Here is a 26850-nt window from a genome sequence, read left to right on the forward strand (position 1 = left end):
TTTGATAGCATTTATTGCAACAAAGGAGACTGACTATGGGACTGAAACGGACGGACGAATTCCGCGCTGATGCGGTGCGGATCGCGCTGACGAGCGGGCTGACGCGCAGGCAGGTTGCATCCGATTTAGGTGTTGGCCTGCCCGGCAGTCGCCGCTTGCGGCGATGAGAGGGGGGCGATCCGGGCACTGAAGATGGCTATCGCCTTACGACAGCCACCAACAGGCTGCATCCACCATACGGATCGCGGCAGCCAATACTGTTCGCACGACTATCAAAAACTCCTGCGCCAGCATGAGTTCCAGGTGTCGATGAGCGGCAAAGGCAACTGCTATGACAACTCCGCTGTCGAGACGTTCTGCAAGACGATCAAGGCTGAGCTGATCTGGCGCAGGTCGTGGCAGACGCGCAGAGATGCGGAACTGGCCATCTTCCAATACATCAACGGTTTCTACAATCCGCGAAGGCGGCACTCAGCCCTCGGCTGGAAAAGCCCGGTCGCATTCGAAAGGAAAGTGGCTTAAACGAGCACCTGGGGCGGCACGAAAACGGGACAGGTCCACGACCCCAAGTCATCATCACAGCAGTCGCTAGAAAGCTCGTTACAATCGCGAACGCACTCCTAAAATCTCGGCAAAACTGGTCGGCTCAGACCGCCTGAGAAATACAGTTGCTAGGTCGGGTTCATCGGACGCTTACGGGAAAGGCGTTGCAATCGCCTTTCCAGCGCCAGTTGAAAGCGGGTCACGATAAGAACGGCTTTGCCTTCATGGTATCGGCAATGGGCGCCCCCAGCCGGTCCAGAACAGTCGGTGCCAGTTGCAACTGGTCGATCACCGCAACCGGTTCCGGCCCGTCGGCATCCCCGAAGTAATAGAGCGCCGTTTCCTGTTGCAACTCGCTGCGCCCGCCATGATGGCCACGCTCGTCCTGGCCGTGATCTGCGGTGACGATCACGTCATACCCCAACTGGCGCCACCGCGGGATGAACGGGGCCAGCATCTCGTCCATGACAAAACAGGCATGATCCATTTCCTCGCATTCGTGGAAAAAGCGGTGCCCCATACTGTCGAGCGTGCAGGTGTGCAAAATACCGTAATCCAGACCGAAGCGCAGACACAGATTGGTCAGTGTCGCGAACAGGTCGACATCCGACGGCGTCATCTGGTTGGCATGGCCATACCCGGTCATCGAATGGAACCGGCCATGATTGATGGTCGTGCTCTCGGGTTCGTCATATTCGATGTCGCGGACATAATCGAACGGATGACGGTTGAAGAATTGCGACCAAAAGCTGTGCGTGACCGCGCCGGTGACACCGCCTGCCTGGCGCACCTGGCTAAAGATGTCCTTGTGGTTCAGACGAAACACGTTGCCGTTGCCGGTACAGCCGTGTTCCTGCGGGGTGACGCCGGTATGGATCGAGGCATAGCAGCTTGCCGAAGTCGAGGGCAGCACCGCGCGCAGCTTCCACACCCGCGCCTCGCCGCTGTCCACCCAGCCTTCGAGATTGCCGAACAGACGGCGGAAATTCCGGTACGGTACGCCGTCCAGAATGATCAACAGCAATTTGCGGTCCATCGCGTGCTCCGTTGCGAGGGTCAGTTTTGGCCGAGACTAGCGAAGAGCGGCGCACAGGCCTGCCAGTTCACGCCCCGAATGGTAAAATCCCGACCTCTGCCGTCAGGCAAAAGCCGGGATTAACGTTTTTCGAAACGGGATCAGTTCCCCGCGCTCTCCATCTTGCGATGCGCAACCACTTCTTCCAACCAACCCAGATGCATCTCGGGCACCGAGCTGAGCAGCAGATCGGTATAGTCGTCAAAGGGCGGGTTCAGCACCTGCGATTTCGAGCCATAGCGGACAACGCGCCCCTGATACATCACCGCGATACTGTCACTGATGGCGCGCACCGTCGCCAGATCGTGGGTGATGAACAGATAGGCCACATCCTCGATCTTCTGCAGATCCAGCAGCAGTTTCAGAATGCCGTCCGCCACCAGCGGATCAAGCGCCGAGGTGACCTCGTCACAGATGATCATCTTGGGCTTGGCCGCCAGCGAGCGGGCGATGCAGACCCGCTGTTTCTGGCCGCCCGACAGCTCCGCCGGATAGCGGTCGATGAATTTTTCGCCCAGTTCGATCTCGTCCAGCAATTCGATGACCCGCTTGCGCTTTTCCGATCCGCGCATACCGAAATAGAACTCCAGCGGCCGTCCGATGATCGTACCCACAGTCTGGCGGGGGTTCATCGCGACATCGGCCATCTGATAGATCATCTGCAACTCACGCAGATCCTCGCGGGATCGCCCGGCCAGATCACGCGACAGCTTGCGTCCGGCAAAAGTGATCGAGCCATCGCGCGGCGGCAACAGCCCGGTGATCACCCGCGCCAGCGTGGATTTGCCCGAGCCGGATTCGCCCACGATCGCCAGCGTCTGCCCGGGATGAAGCTCGACATTGACGTTGTGCAGCACGTCGAAATTCAGCCCCTTGTACCGCGCGGTGATCCCGTCGACGGTCAGCACCGCTTCGGGCGTGGGCTGTTTTTCCTCGTGCTCGATGGAGCGGACCGAGACCAGCGCCTGGGTATACTCCTCCTGCGGGTTGTTGATGATCTGGTCGGTCGAGCCATATTCGACCGTATTGCCCATCCTCAGCACCATGATCTCGTCGCTCACCTGCGCCACGACGGCAAGGTCGTGGGTGATGTAAAGCGCCGCCACGCCGGTATCTGCGATGGCTTCCTTGATCGCCATCAGAACGTCGATCTGGGTGGTCACATCCAGCGCCGTGGTGGGTTCGTCGAAGACCACCAGATCGGGTTCCGGACACAGCGCCAGCGCGGTCATGCAGCGCTGCAACTGGCCGCCCGAGACCTGGTGCGGGTAACGATCACCGATATTGTCGGGATCGGGCAGGCCCAGCTTGGCAAACAGTTCCCGCGCGCGTGCTTCAGCCTGCTTGCGCGAGAATTTCTTGTGCTCGACCGCCGCTTCGACAACCTGATCCATGATCTTCTTGGCCGGGTTGAACGATGCCGCCGCGGATTGCGAGACATATGTCACCTCGCCGCCGCGCAGGTTGCGGATGTCACCCAGGGACGACTTCATGATATCGCGCCCGTTCACCCAGACTTCGCCGCCGGTGATTTTGACCCCGCCCCGGCCATAGGCCATCGAGGCAAGGCCGATGGTGGACTTGCCGGCCCCGGATTCCCCGATCAGCCCCAGCACCTTGCCGCGTTCCAGGTCGAAATCGACCCCGTGCACGATTTCGATGTCATGGGGCTTTTCGCCCGGCGGATAGACAGTCGCGCCGATTTTCAGGCCACGGACCTTGAGAAGTGGTTCGCTCATCCCCGGCCTCCTTTCAGCGATGTGGTGCGGTTCAGCACCCAGTCGGCCACAAGGTTGACCGAAATGGCCAGCGTCGCGATGGCGACTGCGGGCCACAGGGCCGCTCCGATGCCATAGACGATGCCGTCCTTGTTTTCCTTCACGATGCCGCCCCAGTCGGCCAGCGGCGGCTGCACGCCCAGTCCCAGGAAGGACAGGGTCGAAATGAACAGCACCATGAAGATGAACCGCAGGCCGAATTCAGCCACCAGGGGCGACAGGGCATTCGGCAGGATTTCCCGGAAGATGATCCAGACCCGGCCCTCACCACGCAGCTTTGCGGCTTCGACATAGTCCATCACGTTGATGTCCACGGCAACGGATCGCGACAGGCGATAGGGGCGCGTCGCATCCAGAAGGCCCATTACCAAAATCAGGATCGGGACGGTCACGGGTACGATTGCCAGCACCACCAGCGCCAGAATCAGTGTCGGGATCGACATCACCAGATCGACTGCCCGGCTAAGAACCTGATCGGCCCATCCCCCCAGAACCGCTGCCAGCAACCCCAGAGAGGTTCCGGTCGCGAAACTCAGGATCGTCGCCGCCGCGGCGATGAAAATCGTCGTGCGCCCGCCATAGATCATGCGGGTCAGCAGGTCGCGGCCGATATTGTCGGTGCCCAGCAGGTGCTCGGCGCTGGCGGGTTCCCACACGTCGCCCACAACCTCGGCCATTCCATAAGGGGCGATCAGCGGCGCCGTGAACGCCACAAAGAAATAGAGGCCGGTGAAGAACAGGCCGATCAGCGCCGAAAGAGGAATATTCTTGATCATTTCGGGTGCCTCAATCTTGGGTTGGCAAGGATCGACACGATGTCTGCCACCATGTTCAGGCCGATATAGACGGCAGCGAACACCACGCCGCAGGCCAGAACAACCGGCACGTCGCGCTTGGTCACCGCATCCACAAGGTATTGCCCCATGCCGGGATAGACGAACACCACCTCGACGACGACAACACCGACCACCAGATAGGCCAGGTTCAGCATGACGACGTTCACGATGGGCGAAATGGCGTTCGGAAACGCATGCCGGGCGATGACCTGAAAGGTGGACAACCCTTTCAGCTCGGCCGTTTCGATATAGGCCGACTGCATCAGGTTCAGGATCGCCGCCCGCGTCATCCGCATCATCTGCGCCAATACCACCAGCGTCAGAACCAAGGCGGGCAGCGCAATGGCGTAAAGCCTTTCACCGAAAGACATGGAGTCGTTGACCATCGCCAGCGACGAGAACCATCCCAGTTTCACCGAGATGAAATAGACCAGCACATAGCCGATGAGGAATTCGGGGATCGAAACCGTCGTCAGGGTGACGGCAGAAATCAGTTTGTCAGGCCAGCGGTTGCGATACCGGACGGCCAGCAGGCCCAGAAAGATCGCCAGCGGAACCGATACGATCGCCGCTACGCAGGCCAGAAACAGTGTATTCCCAAGCCGCTTGCCGATGCTTTCGGCGATGTCCAGCTTGTTGGTCAGCGACTGGCCAAGGTCGCCTTGCACGATGCCGCCCAACCAATCGAAGTACCGGGTCAGGGCAGGACGGTCGAGGCCCATTTCCTCGCGCAGGTTGGCGAGGGATTCCGGGGTTGCGGACTGGCCCAGGACGGCTTGCGCGGCGTCTCCGGGCAGGGCTTCGGTCAGGCCAAAGATCAGGGCCGAAGCGCCAATGAGCAAAAGGAGTCCCAGCGCAAGGCGCTGGGAAACCAGTTTGATGATCGGGTGCATTCTGAGGAACCCGAGTCAGGCGAACCACATCTTGCGAGTCGCCTGACCGCCCATCAGTTCATCATATGGGTCAGCTTCCCAACCGGCCAGCTTGTCGCTGACACCGTCAATGAACTGGTTGAACATCGGACAGATCAGGCCACCCTCTTCGTTCAACAGACGACCCATTTGGGAATAGAGCTCCTTGCGTTTGGCGGTGTCGAGCTCGCCCTTCGCCTGGTTCAGCATGTCGTCGAATTCCGGCCGCTTCCAGCGCGTGTCGTTCCAATCGGCTGTCGAAAGGTACGCGGTGGAATACATCTGGTCCTGTACCGGGCGCCCGGTCCAGTAAGAAGCGCAGAAGGGCTGCACGTTCCAGACCTCGGACCAGTAGCCATCGCCCGGTTCGCGCTTAATTTCCAGTGGGATACCGGCCTGCGCAGCGGATTGCTGGAACAGTGCTGCGGCATCCACTGCGCCCGGGAAGGCGACTTCGGAGGTGCGCAGAATGATCGGTGATCCATCATGGCCGGATGCCTTGTAGTGTTCGGCTGCCTTGTCGAGGTCGAACGCACGCTGCGGGATCGTATCGTCAAATAGCGGATAAGCCGCGTTGATCGGGATATCATTGCCGACGCTGCCATAGCCCTGAAGGATCTTCTCGACCAGCTCTTCGCGGTTGATGGCGTATTTCAGAGCCAAACGAAGTTCGTTGTTGTCGAATGGTGCCGTGTCACCGTGCATGATAAAGACATAGTGCCCGCGCCCTGTCGTAGGTTGCACCGTCAGGCCCGGTGCGCGGCTCAGAAGTCCTGCAACCTTGGGTTCAACCCGGTTGATCAGGTGGACCTGTCCGGATTGCAGCGCTGCCGTGCGTGCGGTGGAGTCATTGATGGCGATAATCTCGACGCTGTCAAAATGGCCGTTATCAGCCCAGTAGTTCTCGAACTTTGTGAAGGCGTGACGCACACCCGGCTCGTCTACTTCAAGCTTGTACGGGCCGGTTCCGATGCCTGCGCCCGGGTTGTCCATGCCGCCATCCGGCTGAATGATCAGGTGATAGTCGGCCATGAGATACGGCAAGTCGGCGTTCGGGTTGTTCAGGGTGACAGAGAACGTGTCTCCATCGGCCTTCATCGACTCGATTTCCTTCATGATGCCCAAGGCGCCCGACTTCGAATTTTCGTCCGAATGGCGCTGCATGGTCTTCAGCACGTCTTCGCTGGTCAGGGTCTTGCCGTTGTGAAATTCGACTCCCTGACGGATCTTGAAATTCCAGACCTTGGCATCTGCGCTGGCCTCAACACTTTCGGCCAGACGCGATTCAATCGAACCGTCCGGTGAAACCACCACAAGGGTGTCGCCGAACTGGCGGCCGTTAAGAGCGGGCACCTGGCTCGCATAGGATGCAGGGTCGAGGGAGTTCGTCGATTCGCCACCAATGGAGCCGATTTTCAGATCGCCGCCCTTGTTCGGTCCCGCCGCCTTGGCCGCATTCGCAAACATCGTGCTGGCCATGGCCGCCGAGACGCCAAGCGCCGCCGCTTTCCCCATGAATTCGCGGCGGGTCAGCTTGCCCGCGGTCACCTGACCGGTCATGTGAGTGAGTTGTTCGTTCATAAGTATCTCCCAATTGAGCATTCTGTGCCATTCGCTGGCGTTTTTTATTGACGGACGAGTCAATGTAGGCGGAATATCGATCCTCCGGCAAGCACTAATCTTTCGTCCTGCCTGCTGTTAGATGTCATTTATTGTGGCGTTATCTCCGTGTTGTCTTCCTCTTTCATGGAACCTCTGTGCGGCTTCATAGGCTTTCTTCGTGATGCCAAGATGAAAACTGCCTGAATTCCAGCGTTTTTTCCTTGGTCCGGCATAGAAGGGGTGAATGCGCAATCCCACGTTTCGGAAAATGTGCCATCAATTTCCGGTGAGGCGAAACAGGGAAGGGATGATTTGCCCGTAGGTTCCTCGTGATGCCGCTGACGCAGCCACTATATTCATGAATGCAGTTCCCGGCCAGTTCGGAGTGTCCATGATTCACCTGTCGGAATCGTCTTGCAGACAGCCGTCGCCACTCAGGTCGCGCGATGCCCGATGCAGGAGTTTTCTCGATTTCACGCTGAAACGCGTTGCCGGTGGTCATCCCCGAACTCTGAGAGGCACGTCGCCGGCCTGAAAGGGGATTCGCGCCAATCTATGCCCTGATTGCGACCAGCAGGTCCATGACGTTGGTGCCGGTCGGCCCGGTCTTCAGCAGCGCCCCGCATTGTTCCAGATAGGTTCCGCTGTCGGCCCGCTCCAATGCCTCTGCCGCGCCATCACCCCAGATGTTGCCGTCGACGATGGCTCCGGCGGCGTCGGTCGGGCCGTCCGTGCCGTCCGTGCCGCCAACAACCACGGTGATCCCGACACACCCCGCGATCTCGCGGGCCAGCGCCAGGGCCAGCGCCTGATTCCGCCCGCCACGCCCCGGCTGCTCGGGCAGCATCACTGTCGGTTCGCCGCCAAAAATCATCACGCCACGGGCCATGTCTCGGATGCGCGGACCAAGGCTGGATGCCAGACGCCCAAGTTCATCATGCAGGGCCTCTTCATTCGCCGCCACCGCAAGGCCCAACCTTTCGGCGGCTTGCGCAGCCGCCTGCCGCGCATGCGCGTTCGATGCGATGACGCGGGTGCTGGCCTCGTATCCGCAGGATTCGGGCAGGGCGCCGATGCCCGAACCGATCACCATCAGATCATCCCCCGGAACATCCGAAATCGCCAGAACGTCGACCCGCGCGCCCTTGAACCCAGACAAAAGCCCGCCGCCCTTGACGCGGGACATCGTGCGGCGCTCGGCATTCATCGCCCCGATATCCAACCCGGTCGCCAGCAGACGCCTGTTCAATGCCGAGAGGTCATCCAACGTCTTCCCGGGCACCAGATCCTCGGCCAGGGACGAGGCGCCGCCCGAGACCAGCAGCAGCAACCGCTCTGTCGGCGCCATCTGCTCCACCGCCTCGCGCAATGCCCGGCCACCTGCCAGGCTGCGGACATCGGGCACCGGATGCGAGGCCTCGATCAGGTGCACATGCCTTGGCAACCTGTCGCCATGGCCATCCTTGGTAACGACCAGACAGGGCAGGTCTCCGAACCGGTCCAAAGCGGCCCGCGCCATCGCGCCCGCCGCCTTGCCGACCGCCAGAATCCGGTCGGGCCGTGCCATGTCCGCAAGGGCGGTTTCGGTCGCCTTGTAGCCTCCGACCGCATCCACACCGGCCTGCCAGATCGATCGCGCCGTTTCCCGTGCCTTGTTCATATGTCCATCCAGATCGTCACCGGGCCGTCATTGACCAGTTCCACCGCCATATCCGCCCCAAACTGCCCGGTCTCGACAGGAACGCCGTGCGAGGCGATTTTTGCGGCAAAATACTCATACAACCGCTCTCCCTCGTCGGGCGCGGCCGCCGCAGAGAATCCGGGCCGGTTCCCGCGCGATGTATCGGCCGCCAGCGTGAACTGGCTGACCACAAGGGCCGAGCCGCCGATATCCAGAACCGAGCGGTTCATCTTGCCTGCCTCGTCCTTGAATACGCGCAGCTTGGAAATCTTCGCGGCCAGCTGATCCGCCTGCGCCTCGCCGTCGCCCTGCATTGCGCAAACCAGTATCATCAGGCCCGGTCCGGTCTTGCCGATCACCGCGCCATCGACCGACACCGCCGCCCGCGTCACACGTTGGATCAAAGCACGCATTCCATCTCCTCCAATTCGGGTGCCTCCGCGCCCGGACGCGCGACGCTCAGGCTGGCGGCCCGGATACCGGCGCGCAGCGCCCCGCGCAACGCGTCACCGCTCAGACCGAGCGGCGTGCGCAATTGCCGCCGCCAGTACACATACGCCAGAAACCCCGCCGTGAATATGTCGCCGGCACCCACCGTGTCGCTCACCTTGACCTCGGGCGCGGCCTCGCTGAGCTCGTGCGGGCCCAGTCGCACGGTCGCCCCCCGCGCGCCATGGGTCCGTATCATCAGTTGTTCCGCGCGCAGCGGGGGCAGGGGGCCGAACCAGTCCAGATCCTCGTCCGACACCTTGACCACATGCGCGGCCCCGATCAGCCGCGCCAACCGCGCGCGATAGGCCTTGTCGTCGGTCACAAGGCCGGGCCGGATGTTCAGGTCCAGCCAGATCAGCGGCCCCCGGGCCGTCTGCGCCAGCCCGGCGAAAACCTCGGCAGACGGCGCGTGGATCAGGCTCACGCCCCCAAAGACCATGGCCCCGACATCATCGGGCAGATCGGGCACCTGCCTCAGCCCACGCCCGGCGCTGCCGTCATCGAACAGATCGAACCGCGTTCCATCCGGCAAAGGGTGCGCCAAGGCAACGGTGGATGGCGCATCCAGCCTGACCGCAAACCCTGCATCGACCCCCTCGCGCCGCAGATGCGCCCCAAGCCGCTCGCCCATCGGGTCGGTCGAAAGTGCTCCGAAAAACCCGGATGAAACCCCAAGTCGCGCCAGTGCCACCGCCGTATTGACCGCCGCCCCGCCGGGAACCGGGCGAAACCCGTCGTCCCCGCCTTCAAGCCGCACCGGAACAAGGTCCAGCACCGCCTCGCCGCAGCACAGGATCAAGGGGCCGCTCATCCGCGCCAATCGACAAAGTCCTCCACCCCCGCACGAGGCGTTCTGAACGCGTTGGCGGGGTGATCGGGGTCCGGATAGCCAAAGGAAATCGCGCACAGAACCAGCCGGTCGTCGCCGATGCCGAAATACCGGTGCAGGAACGGCCCGTACGAGGCGACCGCCGCCTGCGGAATGGTCGCAACCCCCAGGGCCCGGGCGGCCAGGGCAAAGGCCGTCACGAACCCGCCGCAATCCATCGCGCCATAGCCCCCAAGCTCCGCCGGGCTTGACACGATCGCACAATGCGGCGCCCCGAACAGGGCGAAATTCTCCATCATCTGCCGGGCCGATCCCGCGCGGTCGCCCTTTTCCACGCCGACCGCTTCATACAACGCCCAGCCGCAGGCGCGGCGACGGTCCAGATAGACACCGGAATAAGAACTGGGAAACGGCAGGTCAGGGGTGACGGGCGCGGTTTGCGCCTCCTGCTGCAGGGCGGTGCGAAAGGCTTCGGTCTCGTCGCCCGAGGTTATGATGACCTGCCAGGGCTGCGCATTGCACCAGCTGGGAACCTTGCGCGCACTGTTCAGTATCTGCTCGATATCCGTTCGCGGCACCGGGTCCGGGCGAAAGGCGCGGCAGGAATGCCGCTGGGCCAACAACTCATCCAGAACCGCCAATGTCATGCGCCGCACCCCCTTCATGTCGCGGCGCAGAATGGCCGCAGATTCGCTTCGGCGCAAGCGGACAGTCCTGCCGGATCTTGAGGCGCATCAAGGCGCAACCCGGCGCTTTGTGCGATAATCCGATAAACGCAAAATGGAGGACTGAACATGGTTGAAAAATCCGATCACGCGGGCCTCTGGCCCTCGCTTTATGACCCGTTCCGGCACTTCGGTGCAAAACTGGCCGACTGGCTCAGCCCGGCGACCGAGGCATCGGGCAACGACAATGCCTATGACATATCGATGGAGCTTCCGGGCGTGTCGGACGAGGATATCGAACTGACCGTCGAAGAAGGCGTCGTCACCGTCCGGGGCGAGAAAAAAACCCACGAGGAGAAAAAGGGTGACACCTGGTACTTCTCGGAACGTCAATACGGCGCTTTCCGCCGGTCCTTCCGGTTGCCTGATGACGCCGACGCCGCCAAGGCAAGCGCCAGGATGAAAGACGGTGTGCTGCATGTGACAGTGCCGAAAAGGCCCGCTGAAAAAGCCGAAACGGCGAAAAAGATCGAGATTTCGCGCAACTGACGGCTGGCGGCAAGGCCAAAGGTGAAACCCGGGCATTGGCGGTATTCCCTGCCAATGCCCTTTACATGGGAACACGCCGTTTCACTGTTGGCCGGTTGCCGTCAGATAGCCGATCCCGGCGGCGACAAGCAGGCCCAGAAGAACCGCGATGGTGATCTTGATCGCCGACCAGGGGCGTTCTCCCTGAACCTGCCCTGTTCTGCCGTTGATGACAAAGCGATAGGTCTGGCCGCGATATTTATAGGCCGCCATCCACACCGGCAGCAGAATATGTTTGAAGGTGACGTCGCGCACATCGGTTTCGATGCCGTGGATCCGCTGTCGGTCGCCGCCTATGTCGAATCTGACGTCGCGTTCGATCACGCGCGCCATATGGGCCCGCGCCTCGGCGTACCCGTCGGCCAGCCCGACGGTATAGGCTTCGGCCCGATAACCGGCCAGGTATTCGGGCTGATAGGGTTCCAACGCAGGCAGGTCCCACGGCTGCAGCGCGTCGGTATAGCTTTTGGGCAGGGATGTGGACGCCAGCACCAGCACGTCGTCAAAGAACCGCGCAACGCGCCCGGATCTGGATGACCAGCGTACTTTCTGAACCTGCTGCTGCACCCGCTTTCCATCCCGCATGACGGTACGGGTTTCGTAATAGACGTCTCCGCGTTCACCCCGATAAGCCGATTTCGTGTCGGCATCGAACGTCCAGTAGGGAACGTATATCCCCTCCATCCGGCGGCCTTTTCGCGCGTATTCCTTCAGGCCGCTGGGGGCGAACCACAACCGGCCCAGCCAATCCGACATGGCCTTGTGCGCCGTGCGCTCATCCAACGCAAACGGCAGCACGCCGCGCGGCTTGATATGCCGGTGAATACCGGTTCCCGTCACGACCGGCGTCGCGCAGAACGGGCATTCGGCGGCGTGGGTATCCGGATCGAACTCGACCTGGGCGGCACAGTTGGGACAGGCCAGCACCCGCGTTTCTTCCATCTCTGCATCGGGCAGGCGTTCGGCCAGGGCCACATCGAAATCCAGTTCGCGCAAGCTGGCCCCGCCCCAGGGACCGGCGCCGATGGCTTCGGAATGGCCGCAATGGTCGCACACCAACGCCCCTTGTTTCGGATTGAACCGATAATCCGCCCCGCATTGCGCGCAGGGAAAGCGATGCTCCTGCACGGCAGGACCAGAGGTGTCGGTTGGCGGGGGCGGTGGAGCAGCGGTCATGGGTCAGGCCTTTGCCTTTGTCATCCGGGTCATGGTGCAGTCCTTTCTGGCGGCCTGGTGCCAGATGGCGACGACGGCGTGAAGCAGCGCCATCAGCATCACGGAAATGCGAGCCACCTCAAACGAACTGCCCGCCAAGGGTCCCGATATGCGTTGTACAATTCGCACAACTACCCCCTCAAAATCAGTACAAAATGAACACTTCGCAGCTACGCATCTGGATGTTGCTTCCGTCACGCACCCGGCGGCGGGGGTGGCAGGACGGTGAAAAGCTGTGCCAGTTCCTGCACATCTTCCGCCCGTTTCCAGCCGTCCTGACCTGCAGTCCAGACATAAGTGTCGCGCGTGATCTCTCCATTCGCCGCCATCCGTCCCAGCCTGGCCTTCGAGAACGGCCCAGAGGTCTCTCCATTCACCGCGACATGCCAGACATGTTCGACCGGAGGTGGCGGCGGCGGAGCCGCTTGCGCAGCTGCGGCAGGCGCTCCCCATGGGCCGCGCGGCTGGCTGGTCGCCATCTGCTGCGCCATCGCCATACCCATTCCCATGCCAAGACCGGCGCCCATGCCGCCGCCCTGACCGGGATTGCTGGCCGCTGCGGTCATCGCTTCGGCTGCCGAATACTGGGTGAACTTGCCCAGATCACCCGCCAACCCCATCGACGTGCGCTTGTCCAAAGCGGCCTCGACAGCAGGTGGCAGCGAGATGTTTTCGATATAGAATTCAGGCATTTCCAGGCCATAGGCATCCAGAACCGGCGACACTTCGGCAGCGATCAGCTTGCCCAGATCGGCGGTGTTGGCCGCCATGTCCAGAACCGGAATTCCCGAGCCTGCGATCACTCGGGAAAATTCCTGAACGATGATGTTGCGGATCTGAAAACTGATCTCGTCCATGGTGAATTCGCCATCGGTACCGACAATTTCCACCAGGAACCGCGCCGGGTCCTTGACCCGAATTGTATAGGTGCCAAAGGCGCGAATGCGGGTGGGACCAAACTCCGGATCACGCAGCATGATCGGGTTCTTGGTGCCCCATTTCAGATCATTGAAACGCGTCGTGTTGACGAAATAGATCTCGGATTTGAAAGGGCTTTTGAAGCCGTGATCCCAGTGCTGCAAGGTGGTCAGGATCGGCATGTTGTTGGTTTCCAACATGTACAGGCCGGGCGTGAACACATCCGCCAGTTGCCCTTCATGTACAAACACCGCCGATTGCCCCTCGCGCACGGTCAACTTGGCACCGTACTTGATCTCATGCCCCTCACGCTCGAACCGCCAGACCATTGTGTCGCGAGTGTCGTCCACCCAATGAATGACATCGATGAACTCACCGGTCAGAAAATCGAAAATTCCCATGGGTTTTCTCCTGTCAAAGCTGTCAGAGCGGCTGCCCCATCAATTCTCTTGCAATATCCTCGGTCACTGGGCGTGCCTCAGCGGCGGTCATGCCCGGCTTCAGCCGAGGATCGTAAAGCATCATCAGTAACTTTTCGTCGTGACTGGTCAGCAGGGCGAACTCGTCATCATCATTGAAAATTGAGGGCCGCGCGGCAGGGCTGTCATTGGGCAGTCCGAGGCCCTGCGCAATCTCTTCGTGAATACAACTGAGCCGCACGAGGTCGGGATGCTCCGCCCGTATCAAAGCGACAGCACGCGTGTAAGTGTGGCTTGACCCGCCGCCGGCGGACGCGAAGACAAAGCAATAGAACGCGCGGGGCAGATCGTTGAACAAATCAAGCTGAGCCTGTCCAATATTCGGGATCAGTTGCCGCAGCCGGTCTTGAACATAGGCCGTGTCATCGTCACCTGCGATGAAGACATGGAAATTGGAGTTCTGGTCAGTGGTGGAGATCGGATGACCCGTGACGCGTGAAAGCCGCGCAGCATAGGATTTCACCCGCGCACTGTCCTTCTGTCTGCGCTCGGGCGGAACGCTTGGGCCATAGTCGACACTGATCCGGACCGAATCGACCCATCGGTTGAGACGCCCGCTGGTGCGGCGAGGAGTGCTCGAGACGCTCTGACCGGAATACTCGCTGTAGAACGCAATGGTTTCGAAATTCCGGACAAGATCTTGCGCATCATAAGGCGTATCCGGGCCGCCGCCATCCGTGCGCAGCAACCCCCGCGTCAGCAGATCGCCTTGCACCTTTTCATAGTACCGGGCCAGGTCCTGGCTTTGTGCCGAGGGTGGGACATAGGCGTTGGCAGGAGGGGCCGACGTTGCCGGGCGTTCCTGCGGTACTGGTAAAGGCGGCCCATCGACATCGCAGCCAACCAATGCCAACAGGGCGCAGATTGCTGCGCTCGAATTGCCAAATCTGAGCCTTTGCGCAATCAAGTGGTTCAGCCCGGAACTGCGGTTCCGGCGGCGTCACCCATGCCGTCCTGCCGGGCCTTGGCGGCGGCCAGTGTATCTCGCAACTCCGCCTCCATCTTTTTCAGTTCTTCCTCGGCTGCGGCGCGCTTTGCCTTGCCTTCATCGGCAATCTGCAGGCTTTCCTGAATCGTGCCGACCAGATCGGCGTTGGCCTGTTTGACTGCCTCGATATCAAAAACACCGCGTTCCATTTCCTGCCGGATCATCTTGTTGCTTTCGCGCAGGTTGGCGGCGTTGGCAGTCAAAAGTTCGTTGGTCAGATCATTGGCCTCGCTCACTGCCGCCGCCGCCTCGGCGCTTCGCTGTATGGTGACGGCTTGCGCCAGTTGCGTTTCCCAAAGCGGGACAGTGTTGACCAGCGTCGAGTTGATCTTGGTCACCAGCGACTTGTCGTTTTCCTGGACCAGCCTGATCGAGGGAAGCGACTGCATCGTCACCTGCCGCGTCAGCTTGAGGTCGTGCACACGGCGTTCAAGATCGTCACGTGCGGCTCGCAGGTCGCGCAATTCCTGCGCCTTCATCACCTGTTCACTTTCGGCTGCGGTCTCGACCCCGGCTGCAGTTGCGGGAATGTCTTGGCTGTCAAGTTCGGTCAGCTTTTCTTCGCCTGCTGCAATATAGAGCGCCAACTCGTCATAGAACCCAAGCGTCTTTTCATAGAGCAGGTCCAACGATTTAATGTCCTTGAGCAATGTATGTTCGTGTCCAAGAAGATCGTCGGTTATTCGGTCGATCTGGCTCTGGACCTCTTCGTACCGGGCGGTGAACTTGGCGAGAGGCGCGGCGCGGCCCAAAAGCTTTTCCCACCATGACCGTTCGCGACGCACGTCCAGTTCGCTAACCGAAAAGCCGCGAATTGTGGTCACGATATCACGCAGGCTGTCGCCTGCCGGACCTACGTCCTTGTTGCGGACATCTGCCAGCATCGATTGGCTGATTTCCTGCAACTCTGCCTGGGCGCGCGATCCGAACGAGACGATCGAATTGGTATCAGCCATGTCGATTTCGCCCATCCGCTTGCGAATCTCGGCACCAACCGGCGCGTCGGCAGTTTCCAGTGAAACGGCTTCGGTCTGGGGTTCAGGTAGGGCGACAGCCGTGACTTCCTGCACCAGTGCTTCGGCTTCTACAGCTTTGTTTCTTGTGGCATCGGACATGAATCGCCTCCTCAATCAATCAAACCGGTCACTCCGGCCGGACACCTTCGCGCTTCAAACGGTCGCGCAGAACTTCAATTTCGACTGTCAAATCGCTGTGGTCATCCAGCAGCATCTTGCGGGTGCGCGCGGCAAAATTCTGTTCCAGATCGTCCAGCAACGCCGCAAAATCGGCCAGGGCGCTGGCGTCCCGTGTTCTCGCGTAGACATCAGCAAACTTGGCGGTCGCATCGCGCGCGCCGCGCAAATAGACAGTCAGGTACTTGCGTGCGCCCGTGAGGTCGCGGGGGTCATCCTCGACCGTCCGGAACAATTCTCGAGCGGTGTCCTGAAAACGTTCGACACGCGCTTCGATCTTTCGGTCGCCTGCGCGTTTGATGGCGTCGGACATATCCTGCAGCAGTTTTTCCGCATCGCCAACAACTCGCGCAACCCGGTCCTGTTGAAAGGTATCGACGCCCTCCATGCCCTTGTCCGTCAAGGGATCGACGCCGAAGGACACAGAATGAAGCACTGTTCCGACAAGCCCGTAGAGCAACGGGGCCAGCACGCTGATTTGAGAGGCAGTACCGACATCAAGATAATCGTTGCGAAAAGCGGCGAGACCCACGCCAAGCCCGGTCAGAACACTGGCAAATATTTTTCGTGGAATGGCCGGGCGGCGGGCTGCACGGCGGTCGTGATACGCGGCTTCGGCCCGCAACCCTTCGCGCAAAAGGTACGCGGCAGCCGTCAGAATTCCAGCCGCAATTAGACCCATGGTCAGCCCGATTGCCCCGTCGTTAAGCGACAGAAAAACCAGCGGGATAGCCGGAACGAACATCACATTGGCCCGCGCCCCGGCAGGATCCACACGCGCGCCGTCGAACTGTCCGCGTTGCGGGGGATCGTCGCTGCCAGATGCATCCGGGCTGTATTTTCCGCCAAAGCGCTGGGCCATCGCCTTACAGCCCTCCAAGCCAGCCGGTGCACACGCCAAACAACAGCACAATCAGCGCTGCATAGGCTATTTTCTGCAATCCGGTCTGAGACATGGCGTTCCCCAAATTACCACCGACAAATGGGAATCTAGTGGATGCTCAGCCGGGACGCTAGGGGGAAGGTTGCGTCAGTCAACTCACCGGCGGGGTTTGCCGCCGGGGGCAGACCGATTTCTTTGAGGGCGAGCGGGCCGTTGCACCGGGTCGGCGGTCTTGTCGGTTTGATCTAGCCCCAACTGATCGCGCATGACCCTGCGTCGAACCTCCTCCACCTCGCCGGGCTTGAGGCTTCCGAGTTGAAATGGCCCGTAGGACACGCGGATCAGCCGGTTCACGGAAAGCCCGATATCCTCCATTGCGCGGCGGATTTCGCGGTTCTTGCCTTCGCGCAAACCAACCGTCAGCCAGGCATTTGCGCCCTGCTGGCGATCCAGTGTGACCGTCATGGGTTGGAATCTTTCGCCTTCGATCACAAGCCCTTGGCGCAGCGGTGCGAAATCTTCATCCTTCGGGCGTCCGTTGATCCGCACCCGGTACTTGCGCAACCAGCCGGTGGAGGGCAATTCCAGCTTGCGCTTGATGCCGCCATCGTTGGTCAACAGTAACAACCCTTCAGAGTTCAGGTCGAGCCGCCCCACGCTCATGACACGTGGCATGTTTTCGGGCAGTTTGTCGAAAATAGTCGCGCGCCCCTTTTCGTCGCGGGTCGTGGTCACCAGTCCGGTGGGCTTGTGATATAGCCACAGACGCGCCGGTTCAGCCTCGGCGACAGGATTACCGTCAACCGTGATCCTGTCCTTGCCGGACACGTTCAGTGCTGGACTGTCGATGGTCTTGCCATTGACCGTCACGCGGCCCGCTTCGATCATGCGTTCGGCCTCGCGGCGCGAGGCAACACCGGCGCGGGCAAGGACTTTGGCGATCCGGTCGCCGGGAGGAGGGGTTTTGCTCATGCCACCGGCCATAGCGCATCCCGACGACTTGCGAAAGCCGGGTTTGTGAGGCAGTCAGAGGCATGGAATTCAGATCGTATATGAGTCAGGCACTTTCGGAAGCGCGCGCCGCCGCCGAGCGCGGCGAAGTGCCTGTGGGCGCAGTGATCGTATCGCCTGAAGGCCGGGTTGTCGCCAAGTCCGGTAACCGGACGCGGGAGTTGAGCGATCCAACGGCACATGCGGAGATTCTTGCCTTGCGGGCGGCCTGTGTAGACGCGGGCTCTGAACGGCTGCCCGGTCACGATCTGTATGTGACACTGGAACCCTGTGCAATGTGCGCTGCGGCATTGTCGGCAGCGCGGATCAGGCGCGTCTACTATGGCGCTGCCGACCCCAAATCGGGAGGCGTGGCACACGGCGCAAGGGTGTTCTCTCATCCGCAGGCGCATCATAAGCCTCAAGTTTATGACGGAATATCCGCGGCAGAATGCGAAGCTTTGCTGAAATCATTTTTCGAGCAGCGAAGGGTGGATTGACGCGCGCTTCTTCGCGCCATTTGAGCCGTGCATTCGTTTTTTCATCTCCAATTCAGGCGATAAACCGTCTGCTGTCCTCCGAACCCTTTGAGATGCACCGATTTTGGAACACCAAATTGCAATTCCGCGTCAGTCCCCGCCAGCAGGCGCGTCACATCTGAGACATAAATTTCATTCGGGCCGCTCAAGTCGGTCACGCGTGCGGCCTTGTTCACAACCGTCCCGAAAAAATCCTCGTCTCTTTGTATGACGTCTCCTGAATGGATGCCGACCCGCAGGCCAAGCGCTGTGTCTGACGGAAAAGCCGTGTTTTGCCTTTGCAAGGCCACCGCCGCCCGCGCAGCATCGTGAACGGATCGAAAGATCGACATCGTTCCGTCGCCCAGGGATTTCACCAGCCGCCCGTCGTGCTTATCGATCACGTCCCGGGCCAACTGCAAATGGCGATGGATCATGTCTGCCCAGTTGTCATCTCCTATCTGCTGCGCGATCCGGGACGAGTCGGCAATGTCGGTAAACATCACCGACGCCGCGCCTTCGCTTTGATCCAGCGTGAAGCCTTTCCTCGCCGCCGCAACGAGTGCGTTGAGCGCCTCATGTTCGATGCCGATCTTTTCCAGATTGGATTTCGAGTTCGACACATGAAGCTGGATCATCTTCCAAACGCCATTCTCGAGGTGCAGCACGAAAGTAAAACGGTGCAGAGATGAATTGCCGTTACTGGCGAATGTCAACGTGGCATGGCAATGGGCCCAGCCGATATTCCCGCACTCGAAGGCTTCAAGGCTGTGTTCCTCCCAGTCATAGCGCGGAATCTCGTCGACATGTTCGGCGAATCCTTTGCGGAATAGTTGCCCCGACCAGGCTTCGTCGTCTGCCGTTCCCTGGTACCTCAAATGCTCGGAAGCAGACAGCATGTTCGCCAGCGTGGCGCCGTCACGGTTCTGAACGGCCTGGTGCCAGCGGCGCACTACCGCCATCAGTTCCGGAGAAGGGGAGAGCGAGCCAGACATGTCGTGACGGTGTCAGGTTTCTATCGCTCGCATGACCTCGGGTTCGATCACGGTCACGCTAGGCAATCCGTCAACCAAATCCTGCGCGGATTGCTCAAGGATCGGGAATGTTTTGTAGTGGCACGGAATCACGGTCTTGAAGCTGAAATACCGTTTGGCCGCATAGGCGGCCTGTTTCATGTCCATGGTGAAATGCCCGCCAGCGGACAAGATGCCGATATCGGGTTTGTAGTAGTCGCCCATCCATTCCATGTCCGCCATGAGCGCCGTATCGCCTGAATGATACAGCGTCTGACCTTCGGCCATGATCATGAAACCCACCTCGCTGCCGCCGGTGCGCAGGCCCTCGGGAGTAGAAAATGTCGATGAATGAGAGGCGGGCACCATCGCCACTTTGACCGAGCCAAGCTGCACGGTCCCTCCCTTGTTGAAACCGATGGTATCGATGCCTTCGGTCTCGCCCCAGAATCCCATCAGATCGTATTGCCCGACAACAGGTATGCCCAGCTTCCTTGCCAGAGGCAGGACATCCACGACGTGATCGAAATGCGCATGAGTCAGCAGGATATGCGTGGCCCCGGCGACGGCTGCTTCGTGATGTTCTTCGGGGAGCGAGGGGTTTCCGGTCAGCCACGGATCGATCAGAAGAACCTGCTCTCCCGTTTCGATGCGGAAACTGCCGTGGCCCAGCCAAATGATGTTCATGAAATCCTCCCTCGTTGAACTTGGCTCAAGCCTAGCATCGGAAATGCAAAAATCCATGGACTGGATGCGCGAATTTGGAGCCATTTATAAAAGGGTTTGTGATCGCTTCGAGCCTTCCGATTGCATCAATCATATTGCGAGGCTAGGCGTGCCGTCTGTAAAAGTCGATCCTTGGCTACCCACGTCTGTCGACTGTCGTGAATGCGAAAGTGGTAGGCTGGAAGAACGTGGTTACCAGATCAATCGGGACGAGGGGCAGAGGATTCTGGTTTCGATTCGAGGCGCTTCTCGCCGATAACACCCGGCACGGGATACCGCACCGTACATGAAACGCAAAGTGTGCGGGCAACCCGTGTTATACTTCGGACGAAAAGGAGGAGGGGAAGCACATGCCAATCTTCTTGGATCGTCACGACATGGTCGAAGAAACAGAGGAGGGGGTGGCGATGCACCACCTTCGGGATTTGGAGATACAGGACCAATTCGGTGTCAAGTTTCTCACCTATTGGTTCGATGCCGAACGGCGCACGACATTCTGCCTGGTGGATGCGCCGGACAAGGCAACCGCCGACCGGGTGCACGCCGAGGCACACGGGCACGTTGCCAATGAAATGATCGAGGTCGACCTGTCTGCCTTTGAAGCGTTTCTGGGCCGCATTCAGGATCCGCCTACCGCGCAGACGAAGGCCATTGATGACTCGGCGTTTCGCGCGATCATGTTCACCGACATGATTGGTTCCACTGAAATGACCGACAAGCTCGGTGACGACATGGCTGTGGAATTGTTGCGGGCTCATGACGCGATCATCCGCCGGTCTCTGGAGCGCTATGAAGGGCGAGAGATCAAACACCTTGGCGACGGAATCATGGCATCGTTCCATGATGTTCCGAATTCCGTGAACTGCGCCTTGTCCATTCATAGGGAGTTCACTTCCTACAACAAAAAGAACGAGATACCAATTCAGGTTCGGATTGGTGTCCATGCCGGTGAGCCCGTGGAGGACAGCAACGACTTATTCGGTTCAGCCGTGCAGATGGCGGCGCGAATTTGTCAGGTAGCTCAGGCGAGCCAGCCCCTTGTTTCGTTACAAGCAAAAAACGCATGCGTGGATGCAGGTCTGGAATTCCAGCCAGTGGGCGCAAAACAGTTGAAGGGTATTTCCGCGCCGGTCTCGCTTTTTGCGCCTGTCTGAAATGATCGTTTTGAGGAAATGGCGCCAGTTGAGCGCGCGCATCGTCGGAAAACGGCTTTCTCGGGGTTGCGGCTTGCAGCCAACAAGACTCTTGCGCACTTGCGACCCGCCCGTCTGAGGGGTAAATGCCCCCTGACGCATATGAGGGTTAGCCATGTCGATTGACCAAAGCACCGCCGCCAAGGTGGCCAAACTGGCCCGGATCAAGGTCGAGGATGACGCGCTGCCGGCGCTGGCCTCGGAGTTCAATACGATCCTTGGGTTCATCGAGCAACTGAACGAGGTGGATGTCGAGGGTGTCGAGCCGATGGTCTCGGTCGAGCCAATGCGCCTGAAGCGTCGCCAGGATGTGGTCACCGATGGCAACCAGCAGGACAGGGTTCTGTCCAACGCCCCCGATGCGCGCGAGGGCTTTTTTGCGGTCCCGAAGGTGGTGGAGTAAGACATGAGCGATCTCAACAAACTGGGCTTGGCAGAGGCCCGCGACGCGCTTCGCAAGGGCGAAACCACTTCTGTCGAGCTGACCCAGGCCTGTCTGGCCGCCATTGACGCGGCGGACGCGCTGAACGCATTTGTCCACAAGACGCCTGAAATCGCCATGGACCGTGCAAAGGCTGCGGACGCACGGATCAAAGCTGGTAACGCGCCGTCGATGTGCGGCCTTCCCATTGGCATCAAGGACTTGTTCTGCACCAAGGGCGTGCCGTCGCAGGCGGCCAGCCGCATTCTCGAAGGGTTCAAGCCCGAGTACGAATCGACTGTGTCGCAGCAACTTGCCGATGCGGGCGCGGTGATGCTGGGCAAGCTGAACATGGACGAGTTCGCGATGGGATCGTCGAACGAAACTTCGGTCTATGGCAATGCCGTCAGCCCGTGGAGACGCGGGAATGATGATGCACAGCTGACCCCCGGTGGGTCGTCTGGCGGCTCGGCTGCTGCCGTGTCAGCTGACCTGTGTTTGGCTGCAACCGGCACCGATACCGGCGGTTCGATCCGACAGCCTGCGGCATTCACCGGGATCACCGGTATCAAACCCACCTATGGCCGTTGCTCGCGCTGGGGTATCGTCGCGTTTGCCTCTTCGCTGGATCAGGCCGGTCCGATGACCAAGAATGTGCGTGACGCAGCGATCATGCTGGAAACAATGTGCGGCCACGACCCCAGGGATTCCACCAGCGCCGAACTGGCCGTCCCGAATTTCGAGGCCATGTTGACCGGCGACATCAAGGGCAAAAAGATCGGTATTCCGAAAGAATACCGCATGGACGGAATGCCGGCCGAAATCGAAAAACTCTGGGCCGATGGCGCCGCTATGTTGAAAGATGCAGGCGCTGAGATTGTCGATATCTCGCTGCCGCACACCAAATACGCACTGCCCGCCTATTATGTGATTGCTCCGGCCGAGGCATCCTCGAACCTCGCCCGCTATGACGGTGTTCGCTATGGCCGCCGCGCCCGGTTGGCGCAGGGCGATGGCATCACCGAGATGTACGAAAAAACCCGCGCCGAAGGCTTTGGCCATGAGGTTCAGCGCCGCGTGATGGTCGGAACATATGTTTTGTCAGCGGGCTTCTATGACGCTTACTACAATCGTGCGCGCCGTGTCCGTACCCTGATCAAGAAGGATTTCGAAGATGTGTTCGCCGCAGGCGTGGACGCGATTCTGACCCCAGCCACCCCATCTGCCGCCTTCGGGCTGGGCGAGATGACCGAGACCGATCCGGTGCAGATGTACCTCAACGATGTGTTCACCGTGACCGTGAACCTCGCGGGGCTTCCTGGTATTTCTGTCCCAGCGGGACTGGACAAGCAGGGTTTGCCGCTGGGTCTGCAGCTGATCGGACGCCCGTGGGAAGAGGGCGATCTGCTCAATACTGCCTATGCGCTCGAAAATGCGGCCGGTTTTGTGGCCAAACCGGGCAAATGGTGGTAACTCTAAAGTAGAGCAGGAAAGAGCAACAAAAGGCAGCTTGAAATGCGTGCAGTTCTTCTGATCCCGGCGATCGGCCTTTTGGCCGCATGTGACACCACCAGCACGGTTCCTGGAACCGAATTCAACACACCTTCGTATCAGGCGCAACGCGAGGCGGTTCTGAGCGGGCAAACCGTAAACGGGGACCCTTTGATCCCGCCTTCGGTTATCTCGTCTGAGGCGCTGTCGCCATCATCTGTCGAGGCGTCTGCACTGGTGGCCCAAGGCGATCCGTTGACAGCTGTGCAAACAGGCGGGGATTCGGCCGAAGATATCGCCAATCAGACCGCGGCGGCACTGGCGGGTACGTCACCGTCTGCCACTGCTCAGCCCGATGTACCGGTTGCGGCGGTCGCAGCTCCATTGACAGCTACAGCTCCATTGAGCGCTACTGCGCCGGTGGTCGCCAATAACGTCAGCATCTCCGACGAGCAGAATTTTGACGCGGTGTCCAACCGGCGCTCGATTGAAAGTGACGCGGCGCGGATCGAAAAGAACAAGGCGACTTACGAAGTGGTCACGCCAACTACGCTGCCGCAACGCAGCAGCGATGGTCAGCCCAATATCGTGCAATACGCGCTTTCCTCTTCGAACCCGGTTGGGGCACAAGTCTACAGCAGGGCGGGGTTCAACTTGCAGGCCAAGGCTCAGCGAAACTGCGCCAAATTCCCCTCGCCGGATCAGGCCCAGATCGAGTTTCTGGCCAGTGGCGGACCGCAAAGGGATCGCAAGGGTCTGGACCCCGATGGTGATGGCTATGCCTGTGGCTGGGACCCGAGCCCGTTCCGACGGGCGATCAATAACTGACACCTGTGGAGCCGATCTGGCAACCATCACCGAATTTCGGCCCGCGCCGCGATGGGCTGACGCCGTCGCTGATCGTTCTTCACTACACCGCGATGGAGGGAACCGGGGCGGCGCTTGAACGGTTATGTGATTCTGATGCCGAAGTATCAGCGCATTACCTGATCGGACGCGATGGCATGCTTTGGCAGATGGTAAACGAAGAGGACCGGGCCTGGCATGCCGGCGCCGGAAGCTGGTGCGGGCACACCGATATCAACTCGCGGTCTATCGGGATCGAGTTGGATAACGGCGGGGATCATCCTTATTCGGAGCCGCAGATGGCGGCATTGGAGCGACTGCTGACGAGGATCATGGCGCGCTGGAGCATTCCTCCCAAAGGCGTCATCGGTCATTCAGATATGGCTCCGGGTCGAAAGTTCGATCCCGGATCCCGCTTTGACTGGCCGCGGCTTGAGCATCAGGGATTAGCGGGAAAACGCGGATTCTGCGAAGGTCCAAAAGACGCTCCGGCGACATTGTTCCGGGCGTTAGCGCGGGACAAGGGCTATACGGCCGATGTGGATGACGAGACGCTGCTTGCCGCAGTTCGTCTGCGTTATCGCCCGCGGGCCTGCGGCGCGTTGGAGCCTGCGGATTTCACACCGCTTGGCCATACTGCGCTCTGGACCTGAGGGAACAAAACTCCTATGTCCCCAACTGCGCGGAGGGCCGGATGGCCGCTGGGGCAGACGCCCGAGAGGAAAGTCCGGACTCCACAAGGCAACGGTGCCGGGTAACGCCCGGGCGGGGAAACCCGACGGAAAGCGCCACAGAAAACAGACCGCCGCGCATGCGCGGTAAGGGTGAAACGGTGGGGTAAGAGCCCACCGCGCCGCTGGCAACAGGGGCGGCACGGCAAGCCCCACCGGGAGCAATGCCGAATAGGGTCCCCGCGCGGGCCGGTCGGCGTCAGCCGATACCGCCGCTAGGCTCGCCTTGGCCGAGAGGGACCGGGTTGGCAGCTTGAGCCGCGCAGCAATGCGCGGCCTAGAGGAATGGTCATCGAAGGGGGCAACCCCGGAACAGGATCCGGCTTACAGGCCCCCCGCGCGTTTTTCTTTACGAGCCCGGCGCTTTGTATGCGCCGGTCAACCCGGCCGCTTTTTCGGCAATCGCCGCAAATTCGGCACCGGTCCATGCCCTGACGGTTTCAATGCTGGACGTAACACCGGAAGCGCCCACCGCCATTCCGACCGAGACGGCATCCGCGCCATCCGGTGCTTCGCTGACAAGCACGATGTCGTTGGTTCCGGTGGTCATGTATAGCGCGACGATCTTGCCGCCGACCTTGTCCAAAAGCGCCTGAATGGCAGCGGTCCTGTCCTCCGGTTTTTTCATCAGTCCCTGAATCCCGGATTGTGAATAAGATGCGTAGGTAATGAATAGGGGCATGTTGCCCTCCATGATTGAGGTGTGCGGGACGAACATATTGGCCAGTCCCCAGGCCTGGTAACCCAAAGTCAGACCAACGCGGAGAACGCCGGATAGACCAGAAAAATGCCGAAAAGGCACAGTGCGGCGCCTGTCATAGCGACTAGCCATCTGGAGTGAGGCAGCAGTTTTTCTGCCGCCACATACAGGGCGATACCTGCAATCCAATACAGGTTCATGATGCCACCCACGAACAAAAGCACCATCAGAGCCCAGCAGCATCCCAGGCAATAGAGTCCGTGATCCATACCAGTCAGAAGTGCTCCCAACCGGCCAGGTCGATTGTGCGCGGCCAGGAAATGGGCAGGCGACCGGCAGTGACGCAGGCAGGCCGATTTCAGTGGGGAGAACTGATAAAGGCCTGCTGCGATCATCACAAAACCGGCAAAGGTCTTGGAGCGGATGGTCATCATGGGACCGTCTGAAAGCCCCCAGGCTTCCAGAGCATATTGCAGCACTGTGGCCAAAAGGCTGAACCCCGCCCAAGCAATCAGATAGCCTGCCAGAAACAGGGTGCCGAGGAGGGCTACAGAGGCTTTGTCGGCCCCATGTCTTTTTAGGGCGGTATATAGCAAGAGCATAGGAGCTGCGCTGGGTGTCATCATGGCGATCATCATGATCCACCACATCAGAAAGATCAGAACGGCGTATTGCAACGTCCATTGAACGGCCATGCCCATCATCATGGGTTCCCCGATAGGGCGGGCCATTCGAGTCATCTCCAAGGCCGACATGTTCATGCCAACACCGGCAATCGTATACCAGACCGCGCCCATCACAACCAATGACACGCTGGCCAGGACGATCCGAGTGTCGTGACGGGCCAGCTTTTCCGCCGGCCCATACGCGTTTAGATCAGTTTTGCCGCTCATGAGGCATACCCTGTTCAGGCCCCGACGACGCCGTGTCCGGAAATGTTCAGATGAGCCAGATGAGCATGCGTGGCATCAAATGTCAGGCTGATGGCGCCGCCGGTTGTCGTTGCGGTGCCGGAGGCAGCTTCGGCATGGCGATATTCAAATCCGTTAGGTAAATTGATTCCGGCGCGGTGCGGGAGGCCGGATACGATATGGGGAATCGGCCCTACCTCGACGTTGAAAATCCCCTTGACCTCGGCCTTGCCGGTGCGTTCCTCGCGGCTCCAGTCAAGTTCGACAGGAAGATAAAGCGTTTCGTGTTTCGTTGGACTCATTGCTGCATAAACGTACCACATCGTAGCCATTTCATCGGTATCTTCGCCCAACATGATCGACTCCAACGCCTTGCGCTGATCGGCGTCCGCGCGCTCATCCACGATCAATTGCATCTGGCCATTGCCTTCGTGAATTGGACCAGGCCAGTAGTAGACGCCTGCTGCCCTAAGGCCACCCAGCTTGGTGTCGCCGTAGTGCCCCGACTTGATGTCATAAACGACGATAGCCTCGCAGTTCCCATGTGTCGGCAGAACGCTAAATTGGCAGGGACAGCCGAAGTTGCAATTGCAATTGGCAAGCTCTTCCGCATCAATGTGCCACTCTGTCATAG

The 26850-nt window shown here is 60.1% G+C and carries 29 protein-coding genes, 1 other RNA gene and 1 pseudogene; 10 read left to right on the forward strand and 21 right to left on the reverse strand.

Annotated features, from left to right (window positions below; all coding sequences use genetic code 11):
* Positions 1-35: 35 nt before the first annotated feature.
* Positions 36-167, forward strand: coding sequence for a transposase (locus AC2FLX_RS00005; protein ID WP_496744987.1), 132 nt, complete (start codon positions 36-38; stop codon positions 165-167).
* A 7-nt stretch (positions 168-174) separates the two neighbouring features.
* A pseudogene (locus AC2FLX_RS00010) lies at positions 175-522 on the forward strand (DDE-type integrase/transposase/recombinase); the annotation flags it as partial.
* Positions 523-742: 220 nt separating this feature from the next.
* Here the strand turns inward: AC2FLX_RS00010 and AC2FLX_RS00015 are convergent.
* The 10 genes from AC2FLX_RS00015 to AC2FLX_RS00060 form a co-directional block, all read right to left on the reverse strand.
* A complete protein-coding gene (locus AC2FLX_RS00015; RefSeq protein ID WP_496744982.1) occupies positions 743-1579 on the reverse strand; it encodes an alkaline phosphatase family protein in 837 nt (278 codons plus the stop codon).
* A 140-nt stretch (positions 1580-1719) separates the two neighbouring features.
* On the reverse strand, positions 1720-3357 hold the full coding sequence (locus AC2FLX_RS00020; RefSeq protein ID WP_480751156.1) for an ABC transporter ATP-binding protein: 1638 nt from the start codon (positions 3355-3357) through the stop codon (positions 1720-1722).
* Complete coding sequence (locus AC2FLX_RS00025; protein WP_480751180.1) at positions 3354-4169, reverse strand: ABC transporter permease; 816 nt, start codon at positions 4167-4169, stop codon at positions 3354-3356. Before AC2FLX_RS00025 ends, AC2FLX_RS00020 begins: the two co-directional genes overlap by 4 nt.
* The gene (locus AC2FLX_RS00030) at positions 4169-5125 is read right to left on the reverse strand and encodes an ABC transporter permease (RefSeq protein WP_480751154.1); all 957 of its coding nucleotides are present in this window, start codon (positions 5123-5125) and stop codon (positions 4169-4171) included. The genes AC2FLX_RS00025 and AC2FLX_RS00030 overlap by 1 nt, the downstream gene beginning before the upstream one ends.
* A gap of 15 nt (positions 5126-5140) precedes the next feature.
* Positions 5141-6724 (reverse strand): ABC transporter substrate-binding protein, encoded by a 1584-nt coding sequence (locus AC2FLX_RS00035; RefSeq protein WP_480751152.1) that lies wholly within the window; start codon positions 6722-6724, stop codon positions 5141-5143.
* A 184-nt stretch (positions 6725-6908) separates the two neighbouring features.
* Positions 6909-7247, reverse strand: coding sequence for a hypothetical protein (locus AC2FLX_RS00040; protein WP_480751150.1), 339 nt, complete (start codon positions 7245-7247; stop codon positions 6909-6911).
* A 51-nt stretch (positions 7248-7298) separates the two neighbouring features.
* Positions 7299-8405, reverse strand: a complete 1107-nt coding sequence (locus AC2FLX_RS00045) for a glycerate kinase type-2 family protein (RefSeq protein ID WP_496809605.1) — start codon at positions 8403-8405, stop codon at positions 7299-7301.
* Positions 8402-8839, reverse strand: coding sequence for a D-aminoacyl-tRNA deacylase (gene dtd / locus AC2FLX_RS00050; protein WP_480751146.1), 438 nt, complete (start codon positions 8837-8839; stop codon positions 8402-8404). The genes AC2FLX_RS00045 and dtd overlap by 4 nt, the downstream gene beginning before the upstream one ends.
* Positions 8827-9729 (reverse strand): carbohydrate kinase family protein, encoded by a 903-nt coding sequence (locus AC2FLX_RS00055; protein ID WP_496809604.1) that lies wholly within the window; start codon positions 9727-9729, stop codon positions 8827-8829. Before AC2FLX_RS00055 ends, dtd begins: the two co-directional genes overlap by 13 nt.
* The gene (locus tag AC2FLX_RS00060) at positions 9726-10394 is read right to left on the reverse strand and encodes a nitroreductase (RefSeq protein ID WP_480751178.1); all 669 of its coding nucleotides are present in this window, start codon (positions 10392-10394) and stop codon (positions 9726-9728) included. The genes AC2FLX_RS00055 and AC2FLX_RS00060 overlap by 4 nt, the downstream gene beginning before the upstream one ends.
* Positions 10395-10541: 147 nt before the next feature.
* Between AC2FLX_RS00060 and AC2FLX_RS00065 the strand changes: the two genes are divergently transcribed.
* The gene (locus tag AC2FLX_RS00065; protein ID WP_496809603.1) at positions 10542-10961 is read left to right on the forward strand and encodes an Hsp20/alpha crystallin family protein; all 420 of its coding nucleotides are present in this window, start codon (positions 10542-10544) and stop codon (positions 10959-10961) included.
* Positions 10962-11042: 81 nt separating this feature from the next.
* Here AC2FLX_RS00065 and AC2FLX_RS00070 read toward each other — a convergent pair whose 3' ends face one another.
* The 6 genes from AC2FLX_RS00070 to AC2FLX_RS00095 all read right to left on the reverse strand — a co-directional run bounded on the left by AC2FLX_RS00070 (position 11043) and on the right by AC2FLX_RS00095 (position 17648).
* A complete protein-coding gene (locus AC2FLX_RS00070) occupies positions 11043-12176 on the reverse strand; it encodes a TFIIB-type zinc ribbon-containing protein (RefSeq protein ID WP_496809602.1) in 1134 nt (377 codons plus the stop codon).
* 233 nt (positions 12177-12409) lie between these two features.
* The gene (locus AC2FLX_RS00075) at positions 12410-13534 is read right to left on the reverse strand and encodes an SPFH domain-containing protein (RefSeq protein WP_496807650.1); all 1125 of its coding nucleotides are present in this window, start codon (positions 13532-13534) and stop codon (positions 12410-12412) included.
* 22 nt (positions 13535-13556) lie between these two features.
* On the reverse strand, positions 13557-14519 hold the full coding sequence (locus AC2FLX_RS00080; RefSeq protein ID WP_496875360.1) for a DUF2927 domain-containing protein: 963 nt from the start codon (positions 14517-14519) through the stop codon (positions 13557-13559).
* 5 nt (positions 14520-14524) lie between these two features.
* On the reverse strand, positions 14525-15715 hold the full coding sequence (locus tag AC2FLX_RS00085) for a toxic anion resistance protein (RefSeq protein WP_496744967.1): 1191 nt from the start codon (positions 15713-15715) through the stop codon (positions 14525-14527).
* A 28-nt stretch (positions 15716-15743) separates the two neighbouring features.
* Complete coding sequence (locus AC2FLX_RS00090; protein WP_480751135.1) at positions 15744-16655, reverse strand: 5-bromo-4-chloroindolyl phosphate hydrolysis family protein; 912 nt, start codon at positions 16653-16655, stop codon at positions 15744-15746.
* Positions 16656-16832: 177 nt separating this feature from the next.
* Positions 16833-17648: a pseudouridine synthase gene (locus AC2FLX_RS00095; protein WP_496744965.1), complete on the reverse strand. Its 816-nt coding sequence runs from the start codon at positions 17646-17648 to the stop codon at positions 16833-16835.
* A gap of 62 nt (positions 17649-17710) precedes the next feature.
* On the opposite strand from AC2FLX_RS00095, the gene AC2FLX_RS00100 reads away from it, so the two are divergent.
* Positions 17711-18166: a nucleoside deaminase gene (locus AC2FLX_RS00100; RefSeq protein ID WP_496809599.1), complete on the forward strand. Its 456-nt coding sequence runs from the start codon at positions 17711-17713 to the stop codon at positions 18164-18166.
* Between the two features lie 41 nt (positions 18167-18207).
* Here the strand turns inward: AC2FLX_RS00100 and AC2FLX_RS00105 are convergent, their stop codons facing one another.
* Both AC2FLX_RS00105 and AC2FLX_RS00110 read right to left on the reverse strand, forming a co-directional pair.
* A complete protein-coding gene (locus AC2FLX_RS00105) occupies positions 18208-19179 on the reverse strand; it encodes a nuclear transport factor 2 family protein (RefSeq protein ID WP_480751130.1) in 972 nt (323 codons plus the stop codon).
* A gap of 12 nt (positions 19180-19191) precedes the next feature.
* On the reverse strand, positions 19192-19884 hold the full coding sequence (locus AC2FLX_RS00110) for a metal-dependent hydrolase (protein WP_480751128.1): 693 nt from the start codon (positions 19882-19884) through the stop codon (positions 19192-19194).
* A 389-nt stretch (positions 19885-20273) separates the two neighbouring features.
* Here AC2FLX_RS00110 and AC2FLX_RS00115 point away from each other — a divergent pair, with 389 nt between their 5' ends.
* The 6 genes from AC2FLX_RS00115 to rnpB all read left to right on the forward strand — a co-directional run bounded on the left by AC2FLX_RS00115 (position 20274) and on the right by rnpB (position 24948).
* On the forward strand, positions 20274-21077 hold the full coding sequence (locus AC2FLX_RS00115; RefSeq protein ID WP_480751127.1) for a nickel-binding protein: 804 nt from the start codon (positions 20274-20276) through the stop codon (positions 21075-21077).
* Between the two features lie 154 nt (positions 21078-21231).
* A complete protein-coding gene (gene gatC / locus AC2FLX_RS00120) occupies positions 21232-21519 on the forward strand; it encodes an Asp-tRNA(Asn)/Glu-tRNA(Gln) amidotransferase subunit GatC (protein ID WP_480751125.1) in 288 nt (95 codons plus the stop codon).
* 3 nt (positions 21520-21522) lie between these two features.
* Positions 21523-23010 carry an Asp-tRNA(Asn)/Glu-tRNA(Gln) amidotransferase subunit GatA gene (gene gatA / locus AC2FLX_RS00125; protein ID WP_496809598.1) on the forward strand — a complete coding sequence of 496 codons (1488 nt, stop codon included), beginning with the start codon at positions 21523-21525 and terminating at the stop codon, positions 23008-23010.
* Positions 23011-23052: 42 nt separating this feature from the next.
* The gene (locus AC2FLX_RS00130) at positions 23053-23856 is read left to right on the forward strand and encodes a hypothetical protein (RefSeq protein WP_480751122.1); all 804 of its coding nucleotides are present in this window, start codon (positions 23053-23055) and stop codon (positions 23854-23856) included.
* The gene (locus AC2FLX_RS00135; protein ID WP_496809606.1) at positions 23853-24527 is read left to right on the forward strand and encodes an N-acetylmuramoyl-L-alanine amidase; all 675 of its coding nucleotides are present in this window, start codon (positions 23853-23855) and stop codon (positions 24525-24527) included. The genes AC2FLX_RS00130 and AC2FLX_RS00135 overlap by 4 nt, the downstream gene beginning before the upstream one ends.
* 29 nt (positions 24528-24556) lie before the next feature.
* An RNA gene (gene rnpB, locus AC2FLX_RS00140) (RNase P RNA component class A) lies at positions 24557-24948 on the forward strand.
* Between the two features lie 6 nt (positions 24949-24954).
* Here the strand turns inward: rnpB and AC2FLX_RS00145 are convergent.
* The 3 genes from AC2FLX_RS00145 to AC2FLX_RS00155 form a co-directional block, all read right to left on the reverse strand.
* On the reverse strand, positions 24955-25287 hold the full coding sequence (locus AC2FLX_RS00145) for a GYD domain-containing protein (protein ID WP_496744953.1): 333 nt from the start codon (positions 25285-25287) through the stop codon (positions 24955-24957).
* Between the two features lie 68 nt (positions 25288-25355).
* A complete protein-coding gene (locus AC2FLX_RS00150; protein ID WP_496809597.1) occupies positions 25356-26198 on the reverse strand; it encodes a DUF2182 domain-containing protein in 843 nt (280 codons plus the stop codon).
* 14 nt (positions 26199-26212) lie between these two features.
* Positions 26213-26848 (reverse strand): DUF1326 domain-containing protein, encoded by a 636-nt coding sequence (locus tag AC2FLX_RS00155; RefSeq protein WP_496807654.1) that lies wholly within the window; start codon positions 26846-26848, stop codon positions 26213-26215.
* Positions 26849-26850: the final 2 nt, after the last annotated feature.

The sequence above is a fragment of the Ruegeria sp. YKSF57 genome, assembly GCF_059612585.1.